Annotated in this window: 13 protein-coding genes; all 13 read right to left on the bottom strand. The window is 63.1% G+C overall.

Going from position 1 to position 18,277, the window contains the following annotated elements:
* Window positions 1-54 precede the first annotated feature (54 nt).
* Window positions 55-1,137 (bottom strand): cell division protein FtsZ, encoded by a 1,083-nt coding sequence (gene ftsZ, locus WMO66_RS04780; RefSeq protein WP_349135247.1) that lies wholly within the window; start codon window positions 1,135-1,137, stop codon window positions 55-57.
* A 152-nt stretch (window positions 1,138-1,289) separates the two neighbouring features.
* Window positions 1,290-2,195, bottom strand: a complete 906-nt coding sequence (locus WMO66_RS04775; protein ID WP_349135246.1) for a cell division protein FtsQ/DivIB — start codon at window positions 2,193-2,195, stop codon at window positions 1,290-1,292.
* Window positions 2,196-2,220: 25 nt separating this feature from the next.
* Window positions 2,221-3,465 (bottom strand): UDP-N-acetylglucosamine 1-carboxyvinyltransferase, encoded by a 1,245-nt coding sequence (gene murA / locus WMO66_RS04770; protein ID WP_349135245.1) that lies wholly within the window; start codon window positions 3,463-3,465, stop codon window positions 2,221-2,223.
* Window positions 3,466-3,507: 42 nt separating this feature from the next.
* A complete protein-coding gene (locus tag WMO66_RS04765; protein WP_349135244.1) occupies window positions 3,508-4,641 on the bottom strand; it encodes a UDP-N-acetylglucosamine--N-acetylmuramyl-(pentapeptide) pyrophosphoryl-undecaprenol N-acetylglucosamine transferase in 1,134 nt (377 codons plus the stop codon).
* Between the two features lie 18 nt (window positions 4,642-4,659).
* Window positions 4,660-5,808 carry a putative lipid II flippase FtsW gene (gene ftsW, locus WMO66_RS04760; protein ID WP_349135243.1) on the bottom strand — a complete coding sequence of 383 codons (1,149 nt, stop codon included), beginning with the start codon at window positions 5,806-5,808 and terminating at the stop codon, window positions 4,660-4,662.
* A gap of 41 nt (window positions 5,809-5,849) precedes the next feature.
* Complete coding sequence (mraY, locus tag WMO66_RS04755; protein ID WP_435387784.1) at window positions 5,850-6,848, bottom strand: phospho-N-acetylmuramoyl-pentapeptide-transferase; 999 nt, start codon at window positions 6,846-6,848, stop codon at window positions 5,850-5,852.
* 3 nt (window positions 6,849-6,851) lie between these two features.
* The gene (locus WMO66_RS04750; RefSeq protein ID WP_349135242.1) at window positions 6,852-8,213 is read right to left on the bottom strand and encodes a UDP-N-acetylmuramoyl-tripeptide--D-alanyl-D-alanine ligase; all 1,362 of its coding nucleotides are present in this window, start codon (window positions 8,211-8,213) and stop codon (window positions 6,852-6,854) included.
* Complete coding sequence (locus tag WMO66_RS04745) at window positions 8,203-9,660, bottom strand: UDP-N-acetylmuramoyl-L-alanyl-D-glutamate--2,6-diaminopimelate ligase (RefSeq protein ID WP_349135241.1); 1,458 nt, start codon at window positions 9,658-9,660, stop codon at window positions 8,203-8,205. Before WMO66_RS04745 ends, WMO66_RS04750 begins: the two co-directional genes overlap by 11 nt.
* A 15-nt stretch (window positions 9,661-9,675) precedes the next feature.
* The gene (locus WMO66_RS04740) at window positions 9,676-12,024 is read right to left on the bottom strand and encodes a penicillin-binding transpeptidase domain-containing protein (protein ID WP_349135240.1); all 2,349 of its coding nucleotides are present in this window, start codon (window positions 12,022-12,024) and stop codon (window positions 9,676-9,678) included.
* Between the two features lie 139 nt (window positions 12,025-12,163).
* Window positions 12,164-12,676 carry a septum formation initiator family protein gene (locus WMO66_RS04735; RefSeq protein ID WP_349135239.1) on the bottom strand — a complete coding sequence of 171 codons (513 nt, stop codon included), beginning with the start codon at window positions 12,674-12,676 and terminating at the stop codon, window positions 12,164-12,166.
* An 18-nt stretch (window positions 12,677-12,694) separates the two neighbouring features.
* Window positions 12,695-13,630, bottom strand: coding sequence for a 16S rRNA (cytosine(1402)-N(4))-methyltransferase RsmH (gene rsmH, locus WMO66_RS04730; protein WP_349135238.1), 936 nt, complete (start codon window positions 13,628-13,630; stop codon window positions 12,695-12,697).
* On the bottom strand, window positions 13,630-14,043 hold the full coding sequence (gene mraZ / locus WMO66_RS04725; protein WP_349135237.1) for a division/cell wall cluster transcriptional repressor MraZ: 414 nt from the start codon (window positions 14,041-14,043) through the stop codon (window positions 13,630-13,632). The genes rsmH and mraZ overlap by 1 nt, the downstream gene beginning before the upstream one ends.
* Window positions 14,044-14,579: 536 nt before the next feature.
* Window positions 14,580-18,272: a DNA-directed RNA polymerase subunit beta' gene (gene rpoC, locus WMO66_RS04720; RefSeq protein WP_349135236.1), complete on the bottom strand. Its 3,693-nt coding sequence runs from the start codon at window positions 18,270-18,272 to the stop codon at window positions 14,580-14,582.
* Window positions 18,273-18,277: the final 5 nt, after the last annotated feature.

The raw sequence follows: 18,277 nt of genomic DNA, 5'->3' as shown, positions 1-18,277 counted from the left end.
CTTTGCGCCGGGGGAGATTTCTGCGCAAAGCGCCGGGGGAGATCAGAGCGTTTTTTACTTGTTGAAGATCTTGAAGATCTCGTCGATATCGTTGATGTCCGAAGCGGCATCTGCGGGAATGCTCTGCTGCTTGCTGCCCGCGGTCGGCTTCGAAGAGGAATAGATTCCCTTCGACTCCGGCTTCTTCTCGTCAAAGCCGGTTGCGATGACCGTCACGCGCATCTCGTCCTCGAAGTCCTCAGAGAACGTCGCGCCGAAGATGATGTTCGCCTCGGGGTTCGCAGCTTCCATAACGATGTTCGCGGCAGTCTCGACGTCGTCGAGGCCGAGGTCCGCAGCGCCCGTCACGTTAATCAGGACGCCCGTTGCACCGTTGATGGAGGTCTCCAGCAGGGGGCTGGCGACGGCGGCCATGGCGGCCTGCTCAGCCTTCTCGCGGCCGGAGGCAATGCCGACGCCCATGTGTGCGCGGCCAGCGTTCTTCATGATGGAGGAAACGTCCGCAAAGTCGAGGTTGATGATGACGCGGTCGGAGTAGCCGACGAGCTCGGAGATGGAGGTCACGGCCTGCTTCAGCACATCGTCTGCGATGCCGAATGCGTTGGCGAACGTGATCTTCTGATCCGTAACGTACTTCAGACGGTCGTTCGGGATGATGATGAGGGAGTCGACCTTATCGGACAGGGCGGCGATGCCGGACTCTGCCTGCTTCATGCGGTTTGCACCCTCAAATTTGAAGGGCTTCGTCACGACACCGACGGTCAGGATGCCAGCCTCATGTGCGAGATCCGCAATGATCGGGGCTGCGCCCGTGCCGGTGCCACCGCCCATACCGGCGGTGATGAAGACCATGTCTGCGCCCTCAAGGCACTTGGAGATGGCCGCGCGGCTCTCCTCGGCGGACTTCTTGCCGATGTCGGGCTTGGAGCCTGCGCCCATGCCGCCCGTCAGCTTCTCACCGATCTGCAGCTTGTTATCGCACTTGGACTTATTGAGATCCTGACGATCCGTGTTCACAACGACGAATTCGACTCCGCCGATGCCGCTGGTGATCATCCGGTTGACAACGTTGTTGCCGGCGCCGCCGACACCGATCACTTTGATATTTACGACCTTATCTGTGTAAGTTTCAGACATTGACAATCTCCTCCTATGTATCCACTGTTCGGGCGCGGCGCGCCGTACATAATATATGCAGATTTATACCGTTTTATTTTATCGTGGAATGGTCCGTAGGTCAATAGACTTTCTCGGATTTCAAAAAATAATTTACATTTTCCGTATCGTTTTCACTGCTTCGGGGTGAATCTGGCCTCGCTTCCCTCGCTGAAGGACAGATCGATCGTGCCGGTCTGGTAATCCGCGAGGCTTTCGAGCACCTTTTCAAGATAGGCCAGCTTATAGGGGAGATTCTCGGAATTTCCCAGCTTGACCTCGTACTGATCGCCGTACCAGAACGAGAGCTCATAGGAGCTCGGCACGGCGACGGACGCGGCCTTCTTCGTAAGGCCGGCCTCCTCGAGCGCCTGCAGCAGCGCGCACAGCGCGTCGTGCTGGCCCTGCGCGGCGACGTCATCGTCCCCGGCGACTGTGAGCTGCTGGCCGACGACCGGGTCGGCGAGCTGCAGGCCCGTCACGGCGATGTGGCCGCGCGCGGCAGTTTCGTCGATCTTTTCCGTGATCTTGCCGTCCGCCGTGATAAGATAGGAAGCACCGTCCGCGCCCTGCGCCGCATAGGTGACGTCATATTCCGTCACGGTCAGCTCCAGCGTGTCCGGCAGGCGGCGCGTGACCTGCACCGTGCTGACATAGGGCAGCTCCGCCATGATATTCCCGGCGATGCGCGCGCGGGAGAGCGTGAGCAGGTTGTCGCCCTGAGCCACGCCGCAGGCGGCACGGATCTCGTCGGCAGTATAATATGCCGAGCCCGTCACCTCCACAGAGCGCACGCGGAAGAACAGCACCATGCTCAGCACGACGGCAGCGACGACCGCCGCCATGATGAGGATGCGCTTCCAGACGCCGGGATTGATCCGGCGGCGCGTGCGGTGCCGCGCGCGCTTGCGCTGCTTCTGACGCAGCTCCTCCAGGTGCGCCTGCTCGCGCCGCTGGTCGCGGCGCTGCTGCGCAGCCTGTGCTGCGCGGGAATTTCGCTCCGGCGGCCTGCGCCGCGGCTCGTTTTTCTCGTGTTCCATGGTGTCCACCCCTCCGTGGGTCTTGTCAGCGTTCTGTAATGTCCGCGCCGCAGGCACGCAGCGTCGGCACGAGCTCCGCATAGCCGCGCTTCAGGTGCGCAGTCCCGGCAAGCTCGCTCTCGCCGCGGGCGCAGAGTGCTCCGATGACCATCGCAGCCCCGCCGCGCAGGTCTGTTGCCGTCATGCTTGCACCGTGCAGCTCCCGCACGCCCGTCACAACGGCGTAGCGCCGTGCGGCATGGATGTGCGCACCAAGCGCCCGCAGGGCCGGGACATGGCGGAAGCGGTTCTCAAACAGATTTTCTTCAAATACCGTCACGCCCTCCGCAACGGCCATGGCGGCCATCAGGGGCGCCTGCGCATCCGTCGGAAAGCCGTCATACGGCGCGGTGCGGATCGGCCCCGCCGCCCGCAGGCGGCTGCACTGCAGACGGAGCGAACCGTTTTGCTGCGTGAGCGTGCAGCCCGCGCGTTCGAGTGCGGCCAGAACGGCCGTCAGATGCTCCGGCCGGACATTCGTGAGCGTCACGTCGCCGCGCGTTGCGGCAGCCGCGGCCAGATACGTCGCCGCCTCCATGCGGTCCGGCAGGACCGTGTGGCATGCGCCGGTGAGCGGAACGCCGCCGCGGATACGCAGCAGGCTCCCCTCGCCGCGGATGTCTGCGCCGCAGGCGCGCAGGAAGGCGATCAGGTCTCCGATTTCCGGCTCGCGCGCGGCGTTGCACAGCGTCAGCGTGCCCCGGCAGCCGAGCGCCGCAAGGATGAGATTCTCCGTTGCGCCGACGCTTGGAAGCGGCAGCGCGACCGTGCAGCCGTGAAGGCCGTCGGTCCGGGCCGAAATATGCTCGCCGTCAAGCGTGATCTCCGCACCCATCCGGCGCAGGCCGCGCAGGTGCAGATCGATCGGCCGCGCGCCGAGCACGCAGCCGCCGGGCAGGCTCAGCTCCGCCGTGCCGAAGCGCGCGAGCAGCGGCCCGAGGAACAGGACGGCAGCGCGCATTTTCCGCATGAGTTCTGCCGGAATATCTGACCGGCATGCGGAGCCGGCATCGACTGCAACGATCCCGCCGTGCTGCTCCACCGCGCAGCCGAGGTGGCGCAGAATGGCGCAGGCAGCCGTGACGTCGGAAATATCCGGGCAATCGAGAAGCTCGCAGCGCGCACCGGTCGCCAGCGTGGCGGCCAGCAGCGGCAGCGCGGCATTTTTTGCGCCGTGCAGCGCAATGCGTCCGTGCAGCGGCGTTCCGCCGCGGATGCAGAATATGTCCATGACCGACCTCCGGATGGGAAGATGCCCCATCCTATGCGGCGGTCAGGATTTGTGTGTTTTAGCCAGATTCAGAATGATATCACAGATGCGAGACGCGGAATCGACGACAGCCAGCTCCTGCAGCGCTTTGCGCATGGATGCGCGGCGCGGAGCATCGGCCAGCAGCTCCTGCGTCGTGCGGAACAGCAGCTCGCCGTCGCAGTGGTTCTCATGCAGTACGACGGCCGCGCCGTGCTGCTCGAGGATGCGGGCGTTTTTCTCCTGATGATCGTTCGTCACATTCGGCGACGGGACGATGATGCACGGCGTGCCCGCTGCGGCGATCTCGTTGAGTGTCGAGGCTCCGGCGCGGCTGATGACCACATCGGCCGCCGCCATAAGCTCCGGCATGTTATAGATATATTCCTGCATCGTGATGAGCGGGTGCTTTTCCAGCTCGACTCCCTGCTCCTTCACATAGTCCGGCATCCAGCGCCAGCCGAACGAGCCGGTCGCATGGATATGCCGCCAACAGTCCTGCTCGCATTCGAGCTTCATGAACTGCGCGATCTTCTTATTCATTTCCCGCGCGCCGAGACTGCCCCAAGCGGAGACGATCATTGGCGTCTTCTCGTCGAGGCCGAGGGCGCGGCGGGCGTCGGCGCGGCGGGTGAAGACGAACTCCTCCCGTACGGGCATACCGACCGCGATAACGCGGGACGGGTCGCGGTAGGCCGAGCGGCTGTCCGCGAAGCTCACCAGGATGCGGTCGACCTTGTCGGCCACCATTTTTGTGGCGAGGCCCGGCACGGCGTTTGACTCGTGCACGGCCGTGGGGATGCCGAGGCGCGCGCCCTCGTGGAGCATCGGATAGCTGGCATAGCCGCCCGTGCCGAGGATGACGTCCGGCTGGAAATCGCGGATGATGCGGTCCGCCTTTTTCAGTGCGCGGCGGATGGAGAGCGCAGCCCTGACGTTATGCCGGATGGCGCTCGGCTTCAGGCTGCGCATATAGCTGGAGATCTGCAGCGTTTCGAGCCGGAAGCCCTCGCGCGGGACCAGAGTGGCCTCCATGCCGTCCTCCGCGCCGACAAACAGGATCTCGCTGTCCGGACGGCGCTCGAGCAGCACGCGCGCAACGGCAAGGGCGGGATTGATATGTCCGCCCGTTCCGCCGCAGGTGAATACGGCCTTCATGGGCCTGCCTCCTTTGACTTATCTGGGACTTTGGGTAATGCTGCGCGACACATTCAGCACGATGCCGTTTTCGGCGAGCTGCATGATGAGCGCGGTTCCGCCATAGGAGAAGAACGGCAGCGAAATGCCCGTGGAGGGCAGAAGATTCGTCACAACGGCGACGTTCAGGAACACCTGCAGGGCCAGAAGCGTCGTCAGGCCTGCGGCCAGCAGCATGGAGAAGCGGTCGCGCGCATGCATGGCAATCCAGTAGCCGCGGATGATGAGCAGAGCGAACAGGATGAGGATGCCGATGGCTCCTACAAAGCCCAGCTCCTCGCACGCAATGGCGAAGATATAGTCGTTGTGCTCCTCCGGCAGGTAGAGATACTTCTGGCGGCCGCGGCCGAAGCCGAGGCCCAGCAGGCCGCCGGAGCCGATGGCATACTGCGACTGCAGCACCTGCAGGCCCTTGTCGAGCGGGTCGTTCTCCGGGTGCAGCCATGCGCTGATGCGTCCGCCGGTGTAGCCCTTCGTCAGAAGATAAACGGCAACGAGCAGGCAGCCCAGAATAACAAGGCCGACCAAATACTTCCAGTCCGTACCGCCGAGCGTCATGAGGATAAAGCCGAGTGCCAGAATGATGAGCGTCGCAGACATGTGCGGTTCGAGGTAGAGCAGCACGGCGATGATGCCGAGGATCACGACATAGGGCGCCACGCCGTAGCGGATCGTCTTCATATCCCGCGTGTGCGCCGCCATAATGGCCGCAAACGAGCAGATGACGCCGAATTTTGCAATCTCGGACGGCTGGAAGCTCACGAAGCCGAAGTCGAGCCAGCGCGTCGCGCCGCCGCTCTCCGTGCCGATGAACGGCACGAGGACCAGCAGGCCGATGGACGCAGCCAGGATCAGGAGCGACAGCTTCTGATACCATTCATATGGCACGCGGCTGATGAGCCACATCACACCGATGCCCATCACGGCAAAGATGAGCTGATTCACGAAGACTGAGGCCGCGTTTTTCGTCTCGTAATAAGCGCGGGCATAGCTTGCGGAGAACAGCACCAGCAGACCGATGGCCACCAGCAGCAGCGTCAGCAGCAGGTACGGCAGGTCAATGACGCCGAGATCGCTCTCCACAACACGCACCGCGCTCTTTTTCAGTTGCTTTTCTCTGTGGGACATGGCCGCACCTCCTCTCCGCGGGATAGCGTGCAGAAATCAGATCAGAACCAGATGCGCACGCCGAACCAGGCGATCACGCACATGATCACGGTGACGGAGACGAAGACCACCCAGATCTTTTTCTCCGACCAGCCGCACATTTCAAAATGATGATGGATCGGGGCCATCTTGAAGATGCGCTTGCCATGCGTCAGCTTGAAGTAGCTCACCTGCAGGATATCGGACAGCGTCTCAATGATGTAGATGAGGCCCACGAACAGCAGCACGAGCGGCATATCGAGCGCATAGGCAAGGCCGCACACCGCGCCGCCGAGATACAGCGAGCCGGTATCTCCCATAAATGTCTTGGCGGGATAGAAATTATAGAACAGGAAGCCGCCGAGCGCGCCGACAAGCGTCGCCGGGAACGTGGCAAGGCCCCACTGCTTTGCCGTCATGGACACGAGCGTGAAGAACAGCATCACGGGAAGCGTCACGCCCGTGGCAAGGCCGTCGATGCCGTCCGTCAGGTTGACGGCGTTGACGCAGCCGACGATGATGAACACGGACAGCGCCAGATAGACCAGCGGCGGGATGTGGACGAGCGGTTCCCGGACAAACGGGACATAGAGATCATACGTCAGGGCATTCGTAAAATGCATGCCGGCGAGGAACAGGCAGGCAGCCAGTACCTGCAGAACGAGCTTCTGCAGGCCCGTCAGGCCGAGATTGCGCTTTTTCTTCACCTTGATGAAGTCATCGGCAAAGCCGATCAGGCCGAACATCAGCGCCAGCGCCAGCACGAACAGGTGCTTATAGTCGCCGGTCTCGCGCATGGCATACCAGCCGGTGACGATGCACAAAAGCGACGACAGAATAAAGACGATGCCGCCCATGGTCGGCGTGCCCGCCTTGCCCTGATGCCACTTCGGGCCGACTTCCCGGATGGACTGGCCCGCCTTCAGCGCGCGCAGCGCCGGGACGAGCACCCGGCCGAGCAGCAGCGCCAGGACAAAGCCGCCCAGCACCGAAACAAGGATCCAGATCAGCGTAGGTTCCATTTTTCATTCCCCCATATGTTCTTTCGTTTTCAAAAGGCGTGCAAGCACCTGCTCCATATGCATGCCGTGGCTGCCCTTGAACAGCAGCGTGTCTCCTGCGCGGCAGGTCTCCTCCAGCGCAGCGACGAGCGCATCGTGCGTGGCAAAGGCCCGTGCCCCGGCAAGGCCCGCCTCGTGCGCGCCCTGCACATAGCATTCGCTGCACGGGCCGTAGGCCAGCAGCAGATCCGCCGTCTTTGCGGCCTCGCGGCCGACCCCGGCATGGAGCTCCGGCGCAAAATCGCCCAGCTCCAGCATGCCGCCGAGTACAGCGATGCGGCGCCCCTCCGTCGGCGTGCCTGCCAGCACCCGCAGCGCGGCACGCATGGACTCGGGTCCGGCGTTGTAACAGTCATCAATGATCGTCATGCCCGCCGCATGGCTGACCCGCTGCCGCAGCGGCGCATAGGACCGCAGGCCTTCTGCAATCTGCTCCGGGCTCAGCCCGAGCAGCAGGCCGACGGCCGCAGCTGCCAGTGCGTCGAGCACATTGTGCAGGCCCGGCACGCTCAGTGCGGCCTCAAAGCTCTTTCCGAAGGCGTGGACCGTAAATTTGCTTCCCTCCGCCGATTCGCACACGCGGGAGGCGCGCACGTCGCAGCCCTCGGACAGGCCGAAGCACACGGCGTGATACCGCGCGGCCAGCGGCCGCAGCAGGGCGTCGTCCCCATTGAAGATCACGCGTCCGCCGGGACGCAGACCCTCGAGGATCTCAAGCTTGGCGCGGAGGATGCCCTCGCGCGAGCCGAGATTTTCGATGTGCATCGTGCCGATGTTCGTGATCACAGCCAGGTCCGGCTGCGCGATGCGCGTGAGCACGGACAGCTCGCCGAAGTGGTTCATTCCCATCTCGAGCACGGCCGCCTCGCAGTCCGGCTTCAGCCGCAGGACGCTGACCGGCAGGCCGATCTCATTGTTATAATTCTTTTCCGTCCACTGCGTGCGCAGTGCCGTGCGCAGGACGGCGGCGATCATTTCCTTCGTCGTCGTCTTGCCGACGCTTCCCGTGATGCCGACGCAGCGGCACGGCAGGCTCTCGCGGTAGCCGCGGGCGATGTCACGCAGGGCGCGGGACGTGTCTTCGACATAGATCGCGGGGCCGTCAACCGGGCGGCTGGCCAGCACGGCAGCCGCGCCGCGCTCCAGCGCGGAGGCCGCAAAGTCATGGCCGTCGCGCGCGCCGGGCAGGGCTGCGAACAGCTCGCCGGGCCGGATCAGGCGAGAATCAAAATTTGCGCCGAAAAACGGCCGTTCTTCCAGCTCGGGGGCGATCTGACCGCCGCACCACGCGGCGGCCTGCCCGAGCGTCAGGGTCTTATTGCTCATGGTCTTCCTCTTGCAGACAAGCGGCGACTTCCTCGCGCTCGTCAAAGTGAATTTTTTCCGTACCGAGAACCTGATAGGTCTCATGTCCTTTTCCGGCGAGCACTATCATATCATCTTTTTGCGCGAAACGCAAGGTCATGCGGATGGCCCTGCGGCGGTTCTCCTCCACATAGACGGGCTTCTCCGTCTGCGGGATCCCGGCAAGGATCTCGCGGATGATGGCCATCGGCTCCTCCGTGCGGGGGTTATCCGACGTCACAACGAGCACGTCGGCCAGCCGCGCGGCGATCTCGCCCATGATGGGGCGCTTTGTCCGGTCGCGGTCGCCGCCGCAGCCGAACAGCACAATGAGGCGGCCGCGGCAGAAGTCGCGCACGGAACGGAGAATGTTCTCCAGTCCGTCCGGCGTGTGGGCATAGTCGATGAGAACGGTGTAATCGCGGCCCGGCGTGGGCACGACCTCGATGCGGCCCTTTACGCCCGCCGCCGTGCCGAGCGCGCGGCAGGCGTCCTCCAGCCCAATGCCGAGGGCGCGGGCAATGCCGAGCGTCAGAAGCGCGTTCGAGACCGTGAAGCGGCCGGGGATGCCGATGCGGACATGTGCCGCCTTCTCCCCTTCCCGCACGTCCATCGCCACATGATCCGGCGCAAGCTGCACCTGCTCTGCGCGCAGCGCGGCGTCCTTCCCGGTGCCGACGAGCAGCAGCGCACAGGCCGCGCCCTGCAGCATGGTCCGGTAGGCCGGATCGTCCGCATTGAGCACACCCGTCCGGCAAAGCCGGAACAGGCGGGCCTTGGCGGCTCCGTAGGCCTCCATGGTCTTATGGAAATCGAGGTGGTCCTCCGTCAGGTTCGTGAACGCACCGACCGTGAACGGGATGCCGTCCACGCGGTGCAGCGCCAGCGCATGGGACGAGACCTCCATCACCACATGCGTGCAGCCCGCATCGAGCATCTGCCGCAGCAGGCCCTGCAGAGCAAAGCTCTCGGGCGTCGTGCGCTCCGTGGGGACGACGGTGTCGCCGATGCGGTTTTCGATCGTGCCGATGAGGCCGACCTTCGCGCCGAGCGTCTGCTCGAGCACATGCTTGACAAGGCAGGTCACGGTCGTCTTGCCGTTCGTCCCCGTCACGCCGATCATGCACAGGCGCTCCGCCGGATGGCCGAACCAGTTGCAGCCGAGCTGCGCCAGCGCCGCGCGCGCATCGCGCACGCGCACCCACGGCGTGTGCTCCGGCATGTCGTGCTCGCACAGCACACAGGCCGCGCCGCGCGCAAGGGCGGCGGGAATGAAGCGGTGGCCGTCCGTGGCATAGCCCGAAATGGCGGCAAACAGCTCGCCGGGCGCGGTCGAGCGGGAATCATAGCTCACGCCCGTCAGCTCCAGCTCCGGGTCGGCGTTCTGTTCGAGCACCTCGATGCCCTGCAAAAGCTCGTGTAATTTCATTGCATTCAACCTTCTTTAATCCAGTGCGGTCGTATCCGTGAATGTGACGGCGATCATCGTGCCGCGCGGGACCTTTGTTCCGGCGTCGATGTCCTGCTTTGTCACCACGACGTACCATGCATTCGAATCCGTGCCCTTGGCCTGCAGATAGAGCCCGAGCTGGGACAGCGTCGTGCTGGCCTGCGCCACGGTCATACCCGTCAGGTTCGGCACCTCGACCTCGTCGGTCGGCATGGAATCGTCCGTATAGAGCAGCACGGTCGAATTGCCGGGCAGCTCACGGCCGTGGGCCGGGATCTGGCTGACGATCTTGTCGCCGTCGCCGATGATCTTGTAGTTCAGGTGATCTTCCTCCAGAATGGCAGCCGCCTCGGACTCGGTCTTCCCGGCCAGATTCGGCATGCGAACCGTCACGCGGGACATATCCACCTCGGAATAATCCGGCTCGACGCCGAGATAGGGCAGGATATCCTCCATCACGCGGGCGACGGTCGGCGCGGCCATAACGCCGCCGGAGATATACGTGCCGGTGGCGGGGTTCGGCGTATCAAGTGCGATGAGTACCACATACTCCGGATCGTCCATCGGCGCAATGCCGACAAACGAGACGATCTTGTCGTTCGTCTGCTGGCCGTTCGAATCGGTCTGGTCGGTCTTTTCGGCCGTTCCGGTCTTGCCGCCGATGCGGTAGCCGACGACGCTGCCGTTCTTTGCCGTGCCCTCCGTGACGACGGACTCAATGATCTGCCGCATCGTGGCGGACGTCTCCTCGGAGATGACCTGCCGCACGACGGTGCGGGCGTTCTGCTGCACGACGTTGCCCTCGGAGTCGACGATCTCCGAGACGACATAGGGCTCGAGCAGGTAGCCGCCGTTCACCACGGCGGAAATAGCCGTGACGAGCTGGATGGGCGTCGGCTTGATGGTCTGGCCGAACGACGTTGCGATGAGGTAGCTCGTGCCGTAGGAGGCGGTGTTGGCCAGGCGCTCGCGCGTGTGGAACACGCCGGAGGCCTCGCCGGGCAGGTCGATGCCCGTCTGCTCCATCAGGCCGAAGGCGCGGCAGTAGTCATACAGCGTGCCGCCGCCCGTCCGCAGGCCGATGTGGGCGAAGGCGATGTTGCAGGATTTCTGCAGGGCCTGCGCCGTGGTCTCGCTGCCGTGGCCGGCATGGTTCCAGCAGTTGAGGATCTGCTCGCGGCCCTCGATCTTCTCGGAGCCGCCGCAGTAGAACGTATCGGCCGTCGTGACTGCGCCGGAATCGAGCGCCGCCGCCAGCGTGAGGATCTTGAACGTCGAGCCAGGTTCATAGCCGTCGGAGACGCAGCGGTTGCGCCACTGCTTCAGGCGGGCGTCGCGCACGGCGGCGTTATAGGCGTTGAAGGCCTCCGTGCGGGCCGTGGAATTTTCGGGCTGCTTTTCCGCCTTGGTGTAAAGCTCCTCGATCTGTGTGCGCAGGTCCTCGTCATAAATTTCCTGATAATCGTTCGGGTCATAGCTGCCGAGCGTGCACATGGCGACGATCTCGCCCGTTTTGCAGTTCATAACGATGCCGAACGCACCGTTGAGCACGTCATAGCGGTCCACGGCATCCTGCATCTGCTTCTGCAGATAATACTGCACCGTCGTGTCGAGCGTCAGGTGGATGCTGTCGCCGTCGGACGCCTGATAATACTTCTCATAGGAATAGAGCATCTGCGTCTCGTAGTTGCCCTTCGTCGTGATGACGGCTCCGGCCGTGCCCTGCAGCTCGTCATTATAATAGGCCTCCAGCCCCTCGGAGCCGACATTCTCGGTGTTCGTAAAGCCGATGATCTGCGCCGCGACATCGTGATAGGGATAGTAGCGCTGCGAATCCGGCTCGAGATGCACGCCGATGATCTTATCCTCCGCAATGATCTCGCGGACCTTGTCGCAGACCTCCTGCGCCTGGCGGCGCTTGATGACCTTGTAGCGCAGGCTCGTATCGGCGGCCTGCTCCTCGATCCAGCCCGCATCCAGATCGAGCACGGCCGCGAGCTTCTTTGCCAGCGCCGGGACGTCGACCTTGTTCTGCGACAGCTCCAGCGGGTCGAGGAAAACATTCTCCACGCTCGACGAGGCCGCCAGCACATTGCCGTTGCGGTCATAGATCGTGCCGCGCGAGGCGGTGACGCTCGTGCTGCGGGTCTGGTTGCGGATGGCCTTTGCCTCATAATAATCGTGGTCGACGAGCATGAGCTTCACGAGCATGCCCGCCACAGCGCAAAAGCTGACGACACCCAGCAGGATCATCAGGAAAAAGATGCCCTTGCGCACATGGGTCGTCGAGACCTCCTCGCGCTTCGGCGCGCGGCGGCGTCTTCTCTGCGGTTGCTGCTTCATAGTATTCCCTCCCGGGGCAAAACAGTGGAAAAAAGATGGGCGGCAATTCTCACTCACCGCCCATGCTCTGTATACGATATGAATCGGGCGGCGGGACCATGCCTGAAATGGCCGTCCCTCCCGAAATTCTGCGGCAGGCTCAGGAGAAGTAGTTGATGGCGTCCGTAAAGGCGCTGCGGAATGCGTCGATCACGCGGACGAACACATTCTTCTCCGCAGGCGCGGCATAGACCTCCGTCGTATCGTCCGCATCGACCTGCACATAGATGATCTGCGAGCTGCCCGGCTGGCGCATGCCAAGCTCCTTGGCGCGCTTTTCGATCTGCTCGAGATCGAGGGCATTGTCATACTGCGACTGCAGTCTGGCCTGCTGCTCCTCCAGCGTGCTGAGCTGCGTCTGCAGCTTGCCGACATCGCTGCGCGCCTCATAGAGGCGGATATAACTGAAAACCACCAGAGCAAGCATCAGCACGGCGGCGGCCGCGCCGAGCGCCGTCAGGGGCGAGATACCCAGACGTGCACGGACATGGCGCGCCGGCTTGCGCCGCGCAGGCGCGTCCGGCAGACGCTCCGGCTGCTCCAGAGGCTGTGCGGTATTCCGGCGGCGGACATCATAGGCCGCCGAGCCGTTGCTGCGATAAGGGTCTGCCATGGTGGCTCATCCTTTCTGTCAAAGTTTTTCCGCAACGCGGAGCTTTGCGCTCCGGGCGCGGGGATTTTCCTCCAGCTCCGCAGGGCCGGAGACGATAGGCTTGCGCGTAACGAGCTTCACGAGCGGCTTTTTGCCGCAGACGCACACCGGGAATTCCGGCGGGCAGGTGCAGCCGCGCGCCGCCTGCTGCATCTCGCTCTTGACGATGCGGTCCTCGAGCGAATGGAAGGTGATGACGGCCAGTCTGCCGCCGGGATTGAGGCGGCCGACCGCAGCCTGCATCATGCGGCTGACGGCGCCGAGCTCATCGTTCACGGCGATGCGGATGGCCTGAAAGCTTCTCTTTGCGGGGTGCTGCTTTTCGCGCAGCGCCTGCGCGGGCATGGCCGAGCGGATGATGTCCACCAGCTCCAGCGTCGTTTCGATGGGCGCTTTCTCACGCGCCCGGCAGATGGCTGCCGCGATCTGCGGTGCATAGCGCTCCTCGCCGTAATCATAGAGAATGCGGCGCAGCTCGCCCTGCGGCCAGGTGTTGACGACCGCCCCCGCCGTGAGCGCGTCGTCCTTATCCATGCGCATATCGAGCGGGGCGTCCGCCATGTAGGAAAAGCCGCGCGAAGCATCGTCGAGCTGCGGCGACGAAACGCCGAGGTCGAACAGCATGCCGTCCACGGCCGGAATGCCAAGGGAATCGAGGATCGCGTCGATCTCCGCAAAATTGGAATGCACGAGTGTCACGCGGTCGGCATAGGGGGCTAAGCGCTCCTTTGCGGCGGCCAGCGCCGTGCGGTCGCGGTCCACGCCGATGAGACGCCCACCCTCCGTCAGGCGGCGGGCGATCTGACTGGAATGCCCTGCGCCGCCGAGCGTCCCGTCGAGGTAGATCCCGTCCGGGCGGATGTTCAGCGCGTCAATACACTCCTGCAGCAATACGGATTTATGTTGAAATTCCATCAGATCCCGATCTCTTCCATCAGTGCGGCCAGCTCCTCGGCGGAGACATTGGCCTCTTCCTCCTCGTAGCGCTCTGCCGCCCAGATCTCAGCGCGGCCGGCCTGCCCGAGGAAATAGACCTCCTGCTGGATCCCGGCATATTTGCGGAGATCGTCCGGCAGCAGGAAGCGGCCCTGCTTGTCCGGCTCACAGCGGACGACGTTGGCAAAGAACGTGCGCAGGCCGCGGGCCTTGGACGACGGCGCAGCCTTGCTGCGCTCGACGATGCGCTGCCACTCCTCCTCGGTATAGACCGTCAGGCAGGGGTCCAGTGAACGGGCAACATAGAACGCGCTGCCGAGCTCCTCGCGCAGCTTGGCGGGAACGAACAGCCGTCCCTTGGGGTCAAGCGTGTGCTTGTATTTGCCGAACATTCCCTCACCTCCGCTCCATTTTGCTCACATTTCATCCATTTCGCTCCACTTCGCTTGTAGTATACTATTCCTGCCCCAAAAATGCAATCACTTTTTCGGATTCTGCCCGAGATTTTTCCGGAAATTTTTCCCATAAACCCGCGAAAACCGAATTTTTGAACATATGTTTGTCTATATTATGGTAACAAGCCCCAAGGCGCACAAAAAGGCCCGTACAGCAAATCGCTGCACAGGCTCAACTGCCGGGAAACCCCTTCGGGCTTTTCCGGCAAAAGGCTTGCAGTCCGCTGCGCGCACGAATCGCCCGCCAAGGGCGGACAATTCGCACACTGGCGGACTGAGCGGTATTTTCTCCGACGTACACGCCGCCGGAGAAAATGATCTTACTTCATTCGCCGCCTGCGGGCGGCGAACTCTGCGAGGCATTTGGACGTGCAAAAAGCCCGTGCAGCGATCCACTGCACGGGCTGATTGGCTTTTCAGCTGCACCACGCGGTCCGGCGGAGGCCGAAGCCGCAATGGCGCGGGAATTTTATTTACTTCTGCTCGTTATCGATCATGCTCTGCGTCACGGAGGACTCCGGCCAGTTGGTCGGCTCGAAATCGCGGTAGATATCGAGGCCGGAACCGGCGGGGATGAGCTTGCCGATGATGACGTTCTCCTTCAGGCCGACCAGATGGTCTACCTTGCCCTTGATGGCGGCTTCGGTCAGGACCTTCGTCGTCTCCTGGAAGGAGGCTGCGGAGAGGAAGGACTCCGTGGCAAGGGAAGCCTTCGTGATACCCATGAGGATGAGGGAATCCGTGGCCAGACGGAGGTCCGTCTCGCCGGCATCGATGCGTGCCTGCACAACGGCATTGGCGTCCTCGAACTCATAGACATCCACGACGGTGCCGCTCAGGAGCGTGGTGTCGCCGGGATCCTCGACGCGCACCTTGCGCATCATCTGGCGGATGATGACCTCGATGTGCTTGTCGTTAATGTCAACACCCTGCTGGCGGTACACGGCCAGAACGCCCTGCGTCAGATATTCCTGCACGGCCTCGACACCGGAAATGCGCAGCACGTCATGCGGGTTGAGCGCGCCGTCGGTGATGGGCTCGCCCTTGCGCACACGCTTTCCCTGCTCGACCTTCAGGCCGACGGAATACGGGACCTGATAGAGCTTGACCTCGCCGTCGTCCGCGGTGATCGTGATGTCGCGCAGCGCGCTGCGGTGGCTCTCGTCGATCTCGACGACGCCGTCGATCTCTGCAATGGCCGCCATCTTCTTCGGCTTTCTGGCCTCGAAGAGCTCTTCGACTCGCGGAAGGCCCTGCGTGATATCGTCGCCGGCAACGCCGCCGGTGTGGAAGGTACGCATGGTCAGCTGCGTGCCCGGCTCGCCGATGGACTGGGCGGCGATGATGCCGACCGCCTCGCCGAGGTTCACAAGCTCGGACGTTGCAAGGTTCATGCCGTAGCACTTGGCGCAGACGCCGCTGCGGGCGCGGCAGCCGAGCACGGTACGGGCATAGACGGAGTGAATGCCGTGTGCCTCGAGCATCTTGGCATCGTCCTCATGCATCATGCGGTTATTCGGGATGAGCACCTCGCCCGTCTCCGGATCGACGATATCATGCACCGGGAAGCGGCCATGGATGCGGGAGCCGAAGGACTCGATGACCTGGCCCTTTTCCACGACCTCGGACAGGTGGATGCCATGCGTCGTGCCGCAGTCGGGGATGCGGATGATGACCTCCTGCGAGACGTCGACCAGACGGCGCGTCAGGTAGCCGGAGTCGGCGGTACGCAGCGCAGTGTCGGTCAAGCCCTTACGGGCGCCTCGGGAGGAGATGAAGTATTCCAGAGCGGAAAGGCCTTCACGGAAGTTTGCCTTGATCGGAATCTCGATCGTGCGGCCGTTCGTATCTGCCATCAGGCCGCGCATACCGGCGAGCTGACGGATCTGGTTCATGCTGCCGCGGGCGCCGGAGTCGGCCATCATATAGATCGGGTTGAAGCGGTCAAGGTTCTCCTGCAGAGCGCCGGTGACGTCCTTGATCGTCTGCTCCCACTGGTGGACAACGAGGCGATAGCGCTCGTCGTTCGTGAGGAAGCCGCGCTTGTACTGGCGGTCGATCTTGACCGTCTGCTTCTCGGCCTCTTCGATGAGAGCGTACTTCTTCTCCGGGATGGCCATATCGGCGATGGAGACGGTGATGGCGCCCTTCGTGGAGTACTTGTAGCCGAGGGCTTTGACGCGATCGAGCATCTCGGTGGCGATGGTGAAGCCGTGACGGCGGATGCACTTGTCGATGATGACGCCGAGTTTCTTCTTGCCAACAAGGAAGCTGACCTCAAGGTCGAACAGATGCGCGGGATCGCTGCGGTCCACGAAGCCAAGGTCCTGCGGGATCGGCTCGTTGAAGATCAGGCGGCCGACCGTCGCCGTGATGATGCGATACTGCATCACGCCGTCGATCTCCTTGCCGTAGCGCACGCGGATGGGCGCATGCAGGCCGATGCAGCCGTCGGCATAGGCCGTGATGGCCTCATCGACGCTGGAGTAGGCATGCAGCGGCAGATAGGACGGGGCGCGCTTCTTCTCATTCTCGGCCTTCTCGACCGCGGCTTCCACAAGGTCGCCGTCGACGAGCTGGTTCACGGGAAGGTCGAAGTCGCCCGCATCGGTCACAAAGACCTGCTCCGCACCCTTCTCCTCCTTGCCAAGACGGACATAGGTCAGGTAGTAGGTACCGAGGATCATATCCTGCGTCGGCACGGTGACAGGCTTGCCGTCCTGCGGACGCAGCAGGTTGTTTGCGGAGAGCATCAGCACACGGGCCTCAGCCTGGGCCTCTGCCGACAGCGGGACGTGGATCGCCATCTGGTCGCCGTCGAAGTCGGCGTTGAAGGCGGTGCAGCACAGCGGGTGCAGCTTCAGGGCGCGGCCCTCGACCAGCACCGGCTCAAAGGCCTGAATGCCGAGGCGGTGCAGCGTCGGCGCACGGTTGAGCATGACGGGGCGGTCCTTGATGATGTCCTCGAGGGCATCCCAGACCTCGGGCTCGCCCTTGTCGATCTTCTTCTTGGCGCTCTTGATGTTGTTGGCAACACCGTCCTCGACGAGCTTCTTCATGACAAACGGGCGGAACAGCTCAATGGCCATTTCCTTCGGCACGCCGCACTGATAGAGCTTCAGCTCCGGGCCGACGACGATAACAGAACGGCCGGAATAGTCGACGCGCTTGCCCAGCAGGTTCTGACGGAAGCGGCCCTGCTTGCCCTTGAGCATGTCGGACAGGGACTTCAGCGCGCGGTTGTTCGCACCGGTGACAGCGCGGCCGCGGCGGCCGTTGTCGATGAGGGCATCCACGGCCTCCTGCAGCATGCGCTTTTCGTTGCGGATAATGATATCCGGCGCATTGAGCTGGATGAGGCGCTTGAGGCGGTTGTTGCGGTTGATGACGCGGCGGTAGAGGTCATTGAGGTCGGACGTTGCGAAACGACCGCCGTCGAGCTGGACCATCGGGCGGATGTCCGGCGGGATGACCGGCAGGACATTCATGATCATCCACTCGGGCTTGTTGCCGGAAGCGCGGAAGGCCTCGGCGACCTCGAGCCGCTTGATGATGCGCAGCTTCTTCTGGCCGCTGGCGTTGACGAGCTCGCTGCGGAGCTGGCTGCACAGGGCCTCGAGATCGATCTCGGCCAGCAGCTTCTGCACGGACTCGGCGCCCATACCGGCCTCGAAATCGTTCTCATACTTTTCGCGCATGTCGCGGTATTCTTTTTCCGTCAGGATCTGGCACTTGCTCAGGGGCGTGTCGCCGGGATCCGTGACGATATAGTTGGCAAAATACAGGACCTTCTCCAGAATGCGCGGGCTGATGTCCAGCAGCAGGCCCATGCGGGAGGGGATACCCTTGAAATACCAGATGTGGCTGCACGGCGCGGCCAGCTCGATGTGGCCCATGCGCTCGCGGCGCACCTTGCTCCGGGTGACCTCGACGCCGCAGCGATCGCAGATCTTGCCCTTGAAGCGGATCTTCTTATACTTGCCGCAGTGGCACTCCCAGTCCTTCGTCGGTCCGAAGATGCGCTCGCAGTACAGGCCGTCGCGCTCGGGCTTCAGGGTGCGGTAGTTGATGGTCTCCGGCTTTTTGACCTCGCCGTAAGACCAGTCGCGGATCATTTCCGGAGAAGCAATGCCGATTTTGATCGCGCTGAAGGTTTTATTGCTCATCGTCT

This window comes from Faecousia intestinalis (assembly GCF_040096185.1).
GTDB lineage: Bacteria > Bacillota > Clostridia > Oscillospirales > Oscillospiraceae > JAZOXB01.
The sequence above is the reverse complement of the archived record's forward strand: the minus strand, read 5'-3'. Positions and strand labels throughout refer to the sequence as shown.

Bases quoted from the DNA above. Each gene is read 5' to 3' on its own strand.
- ftsZ (WP_349135247.1), bottom strand. From the start codon at position 1,137: ATGTCTGAAACTTACACAGATAAGGTCGTAAATATCAAAGTGATCGGT.
- WMO66_RS04775 (WP_349135246.1), bottom strand. From the start codon at position 2,195: ATGGAACACGAGAAAAACGAGCCGCGGCGCAGGCCGCCGGAGCGAAAT.
- murA (WP_349135245.1), bottom strand. From the start codon at position 3,465: ATGGACATATTCTGCATCCGCGGCGGAACGCCGCTGCACGGACGCATT.
- WMO66_RS04765 (WP_349135244.1), bottom strand. From the start codon at position 4,641: ATGAAGGCCGTATTCACCTGCGGCGGAACGGGCGGACATATCAATCCC.
- ftsW (WP_349135243.1), bottom strand. From the start codon at position 5,808: ATGTCCCACAGAGAAAAGCAACTGAAAAAGAGCGCGGTGCGTGTTGTG.
- mraY (WP_435387784.1), bottom strand. From the start codon at position 6,848: ATGGAACCTACGCTGATCTGGATCCTTGTTTCGGTGCTGGGCGGCTTT.
- WMO66_RS04750 (WP_349135242.1), bottom strand. From the start codon at position 8,213: ATGAGCAATAAGACCCTGACGCTCGGGCAGGCCGCCGCGTGGTGCGGC.
- WMO66_RS04745 (WP_349135241.1), bottom strand. From the start codon at position 9,660: ATGAAATTACACGAGCTTTTGCAGGGCATCGAGGTGCTCGAACAGAAC.
- WMO66_RS04740 (WP_349135240.1), bottom strand. From the start codon at position 12,024: ATGAAGCAGCAACCGCAGAGAAGACGCCGCCGCGCGCCGAAGCGCGAG.
- WMO66_RS04735 (WP_349135239.1), bottom strand. From the start codon at position 12,676: ATGGCAGACCCTTATCGCAGCAACGGCTCGGCGGCCTATGATGTCCGC.
- rsmH (WP_349135238.1), bottom strand. From the start codon at position 13,630: ATGGAATTTCAACATAAATCCGTATTGCTGCAGGAGTGTATTGACGCG.
- mraZ (WP_349135237.1), bottom strand. From the start codon at position 14,043: ATGTTCGGCAAATACAAGCACACGCTTGACCCCAAGGGACGGCTGTTC.
- rpoC (WP_349135236.1), bottom strand. From the start codon at position 18,272: ATGAGCAATAAAACCTTCAGCGCGATCAAAATCGGCATTGCTTCTCCG.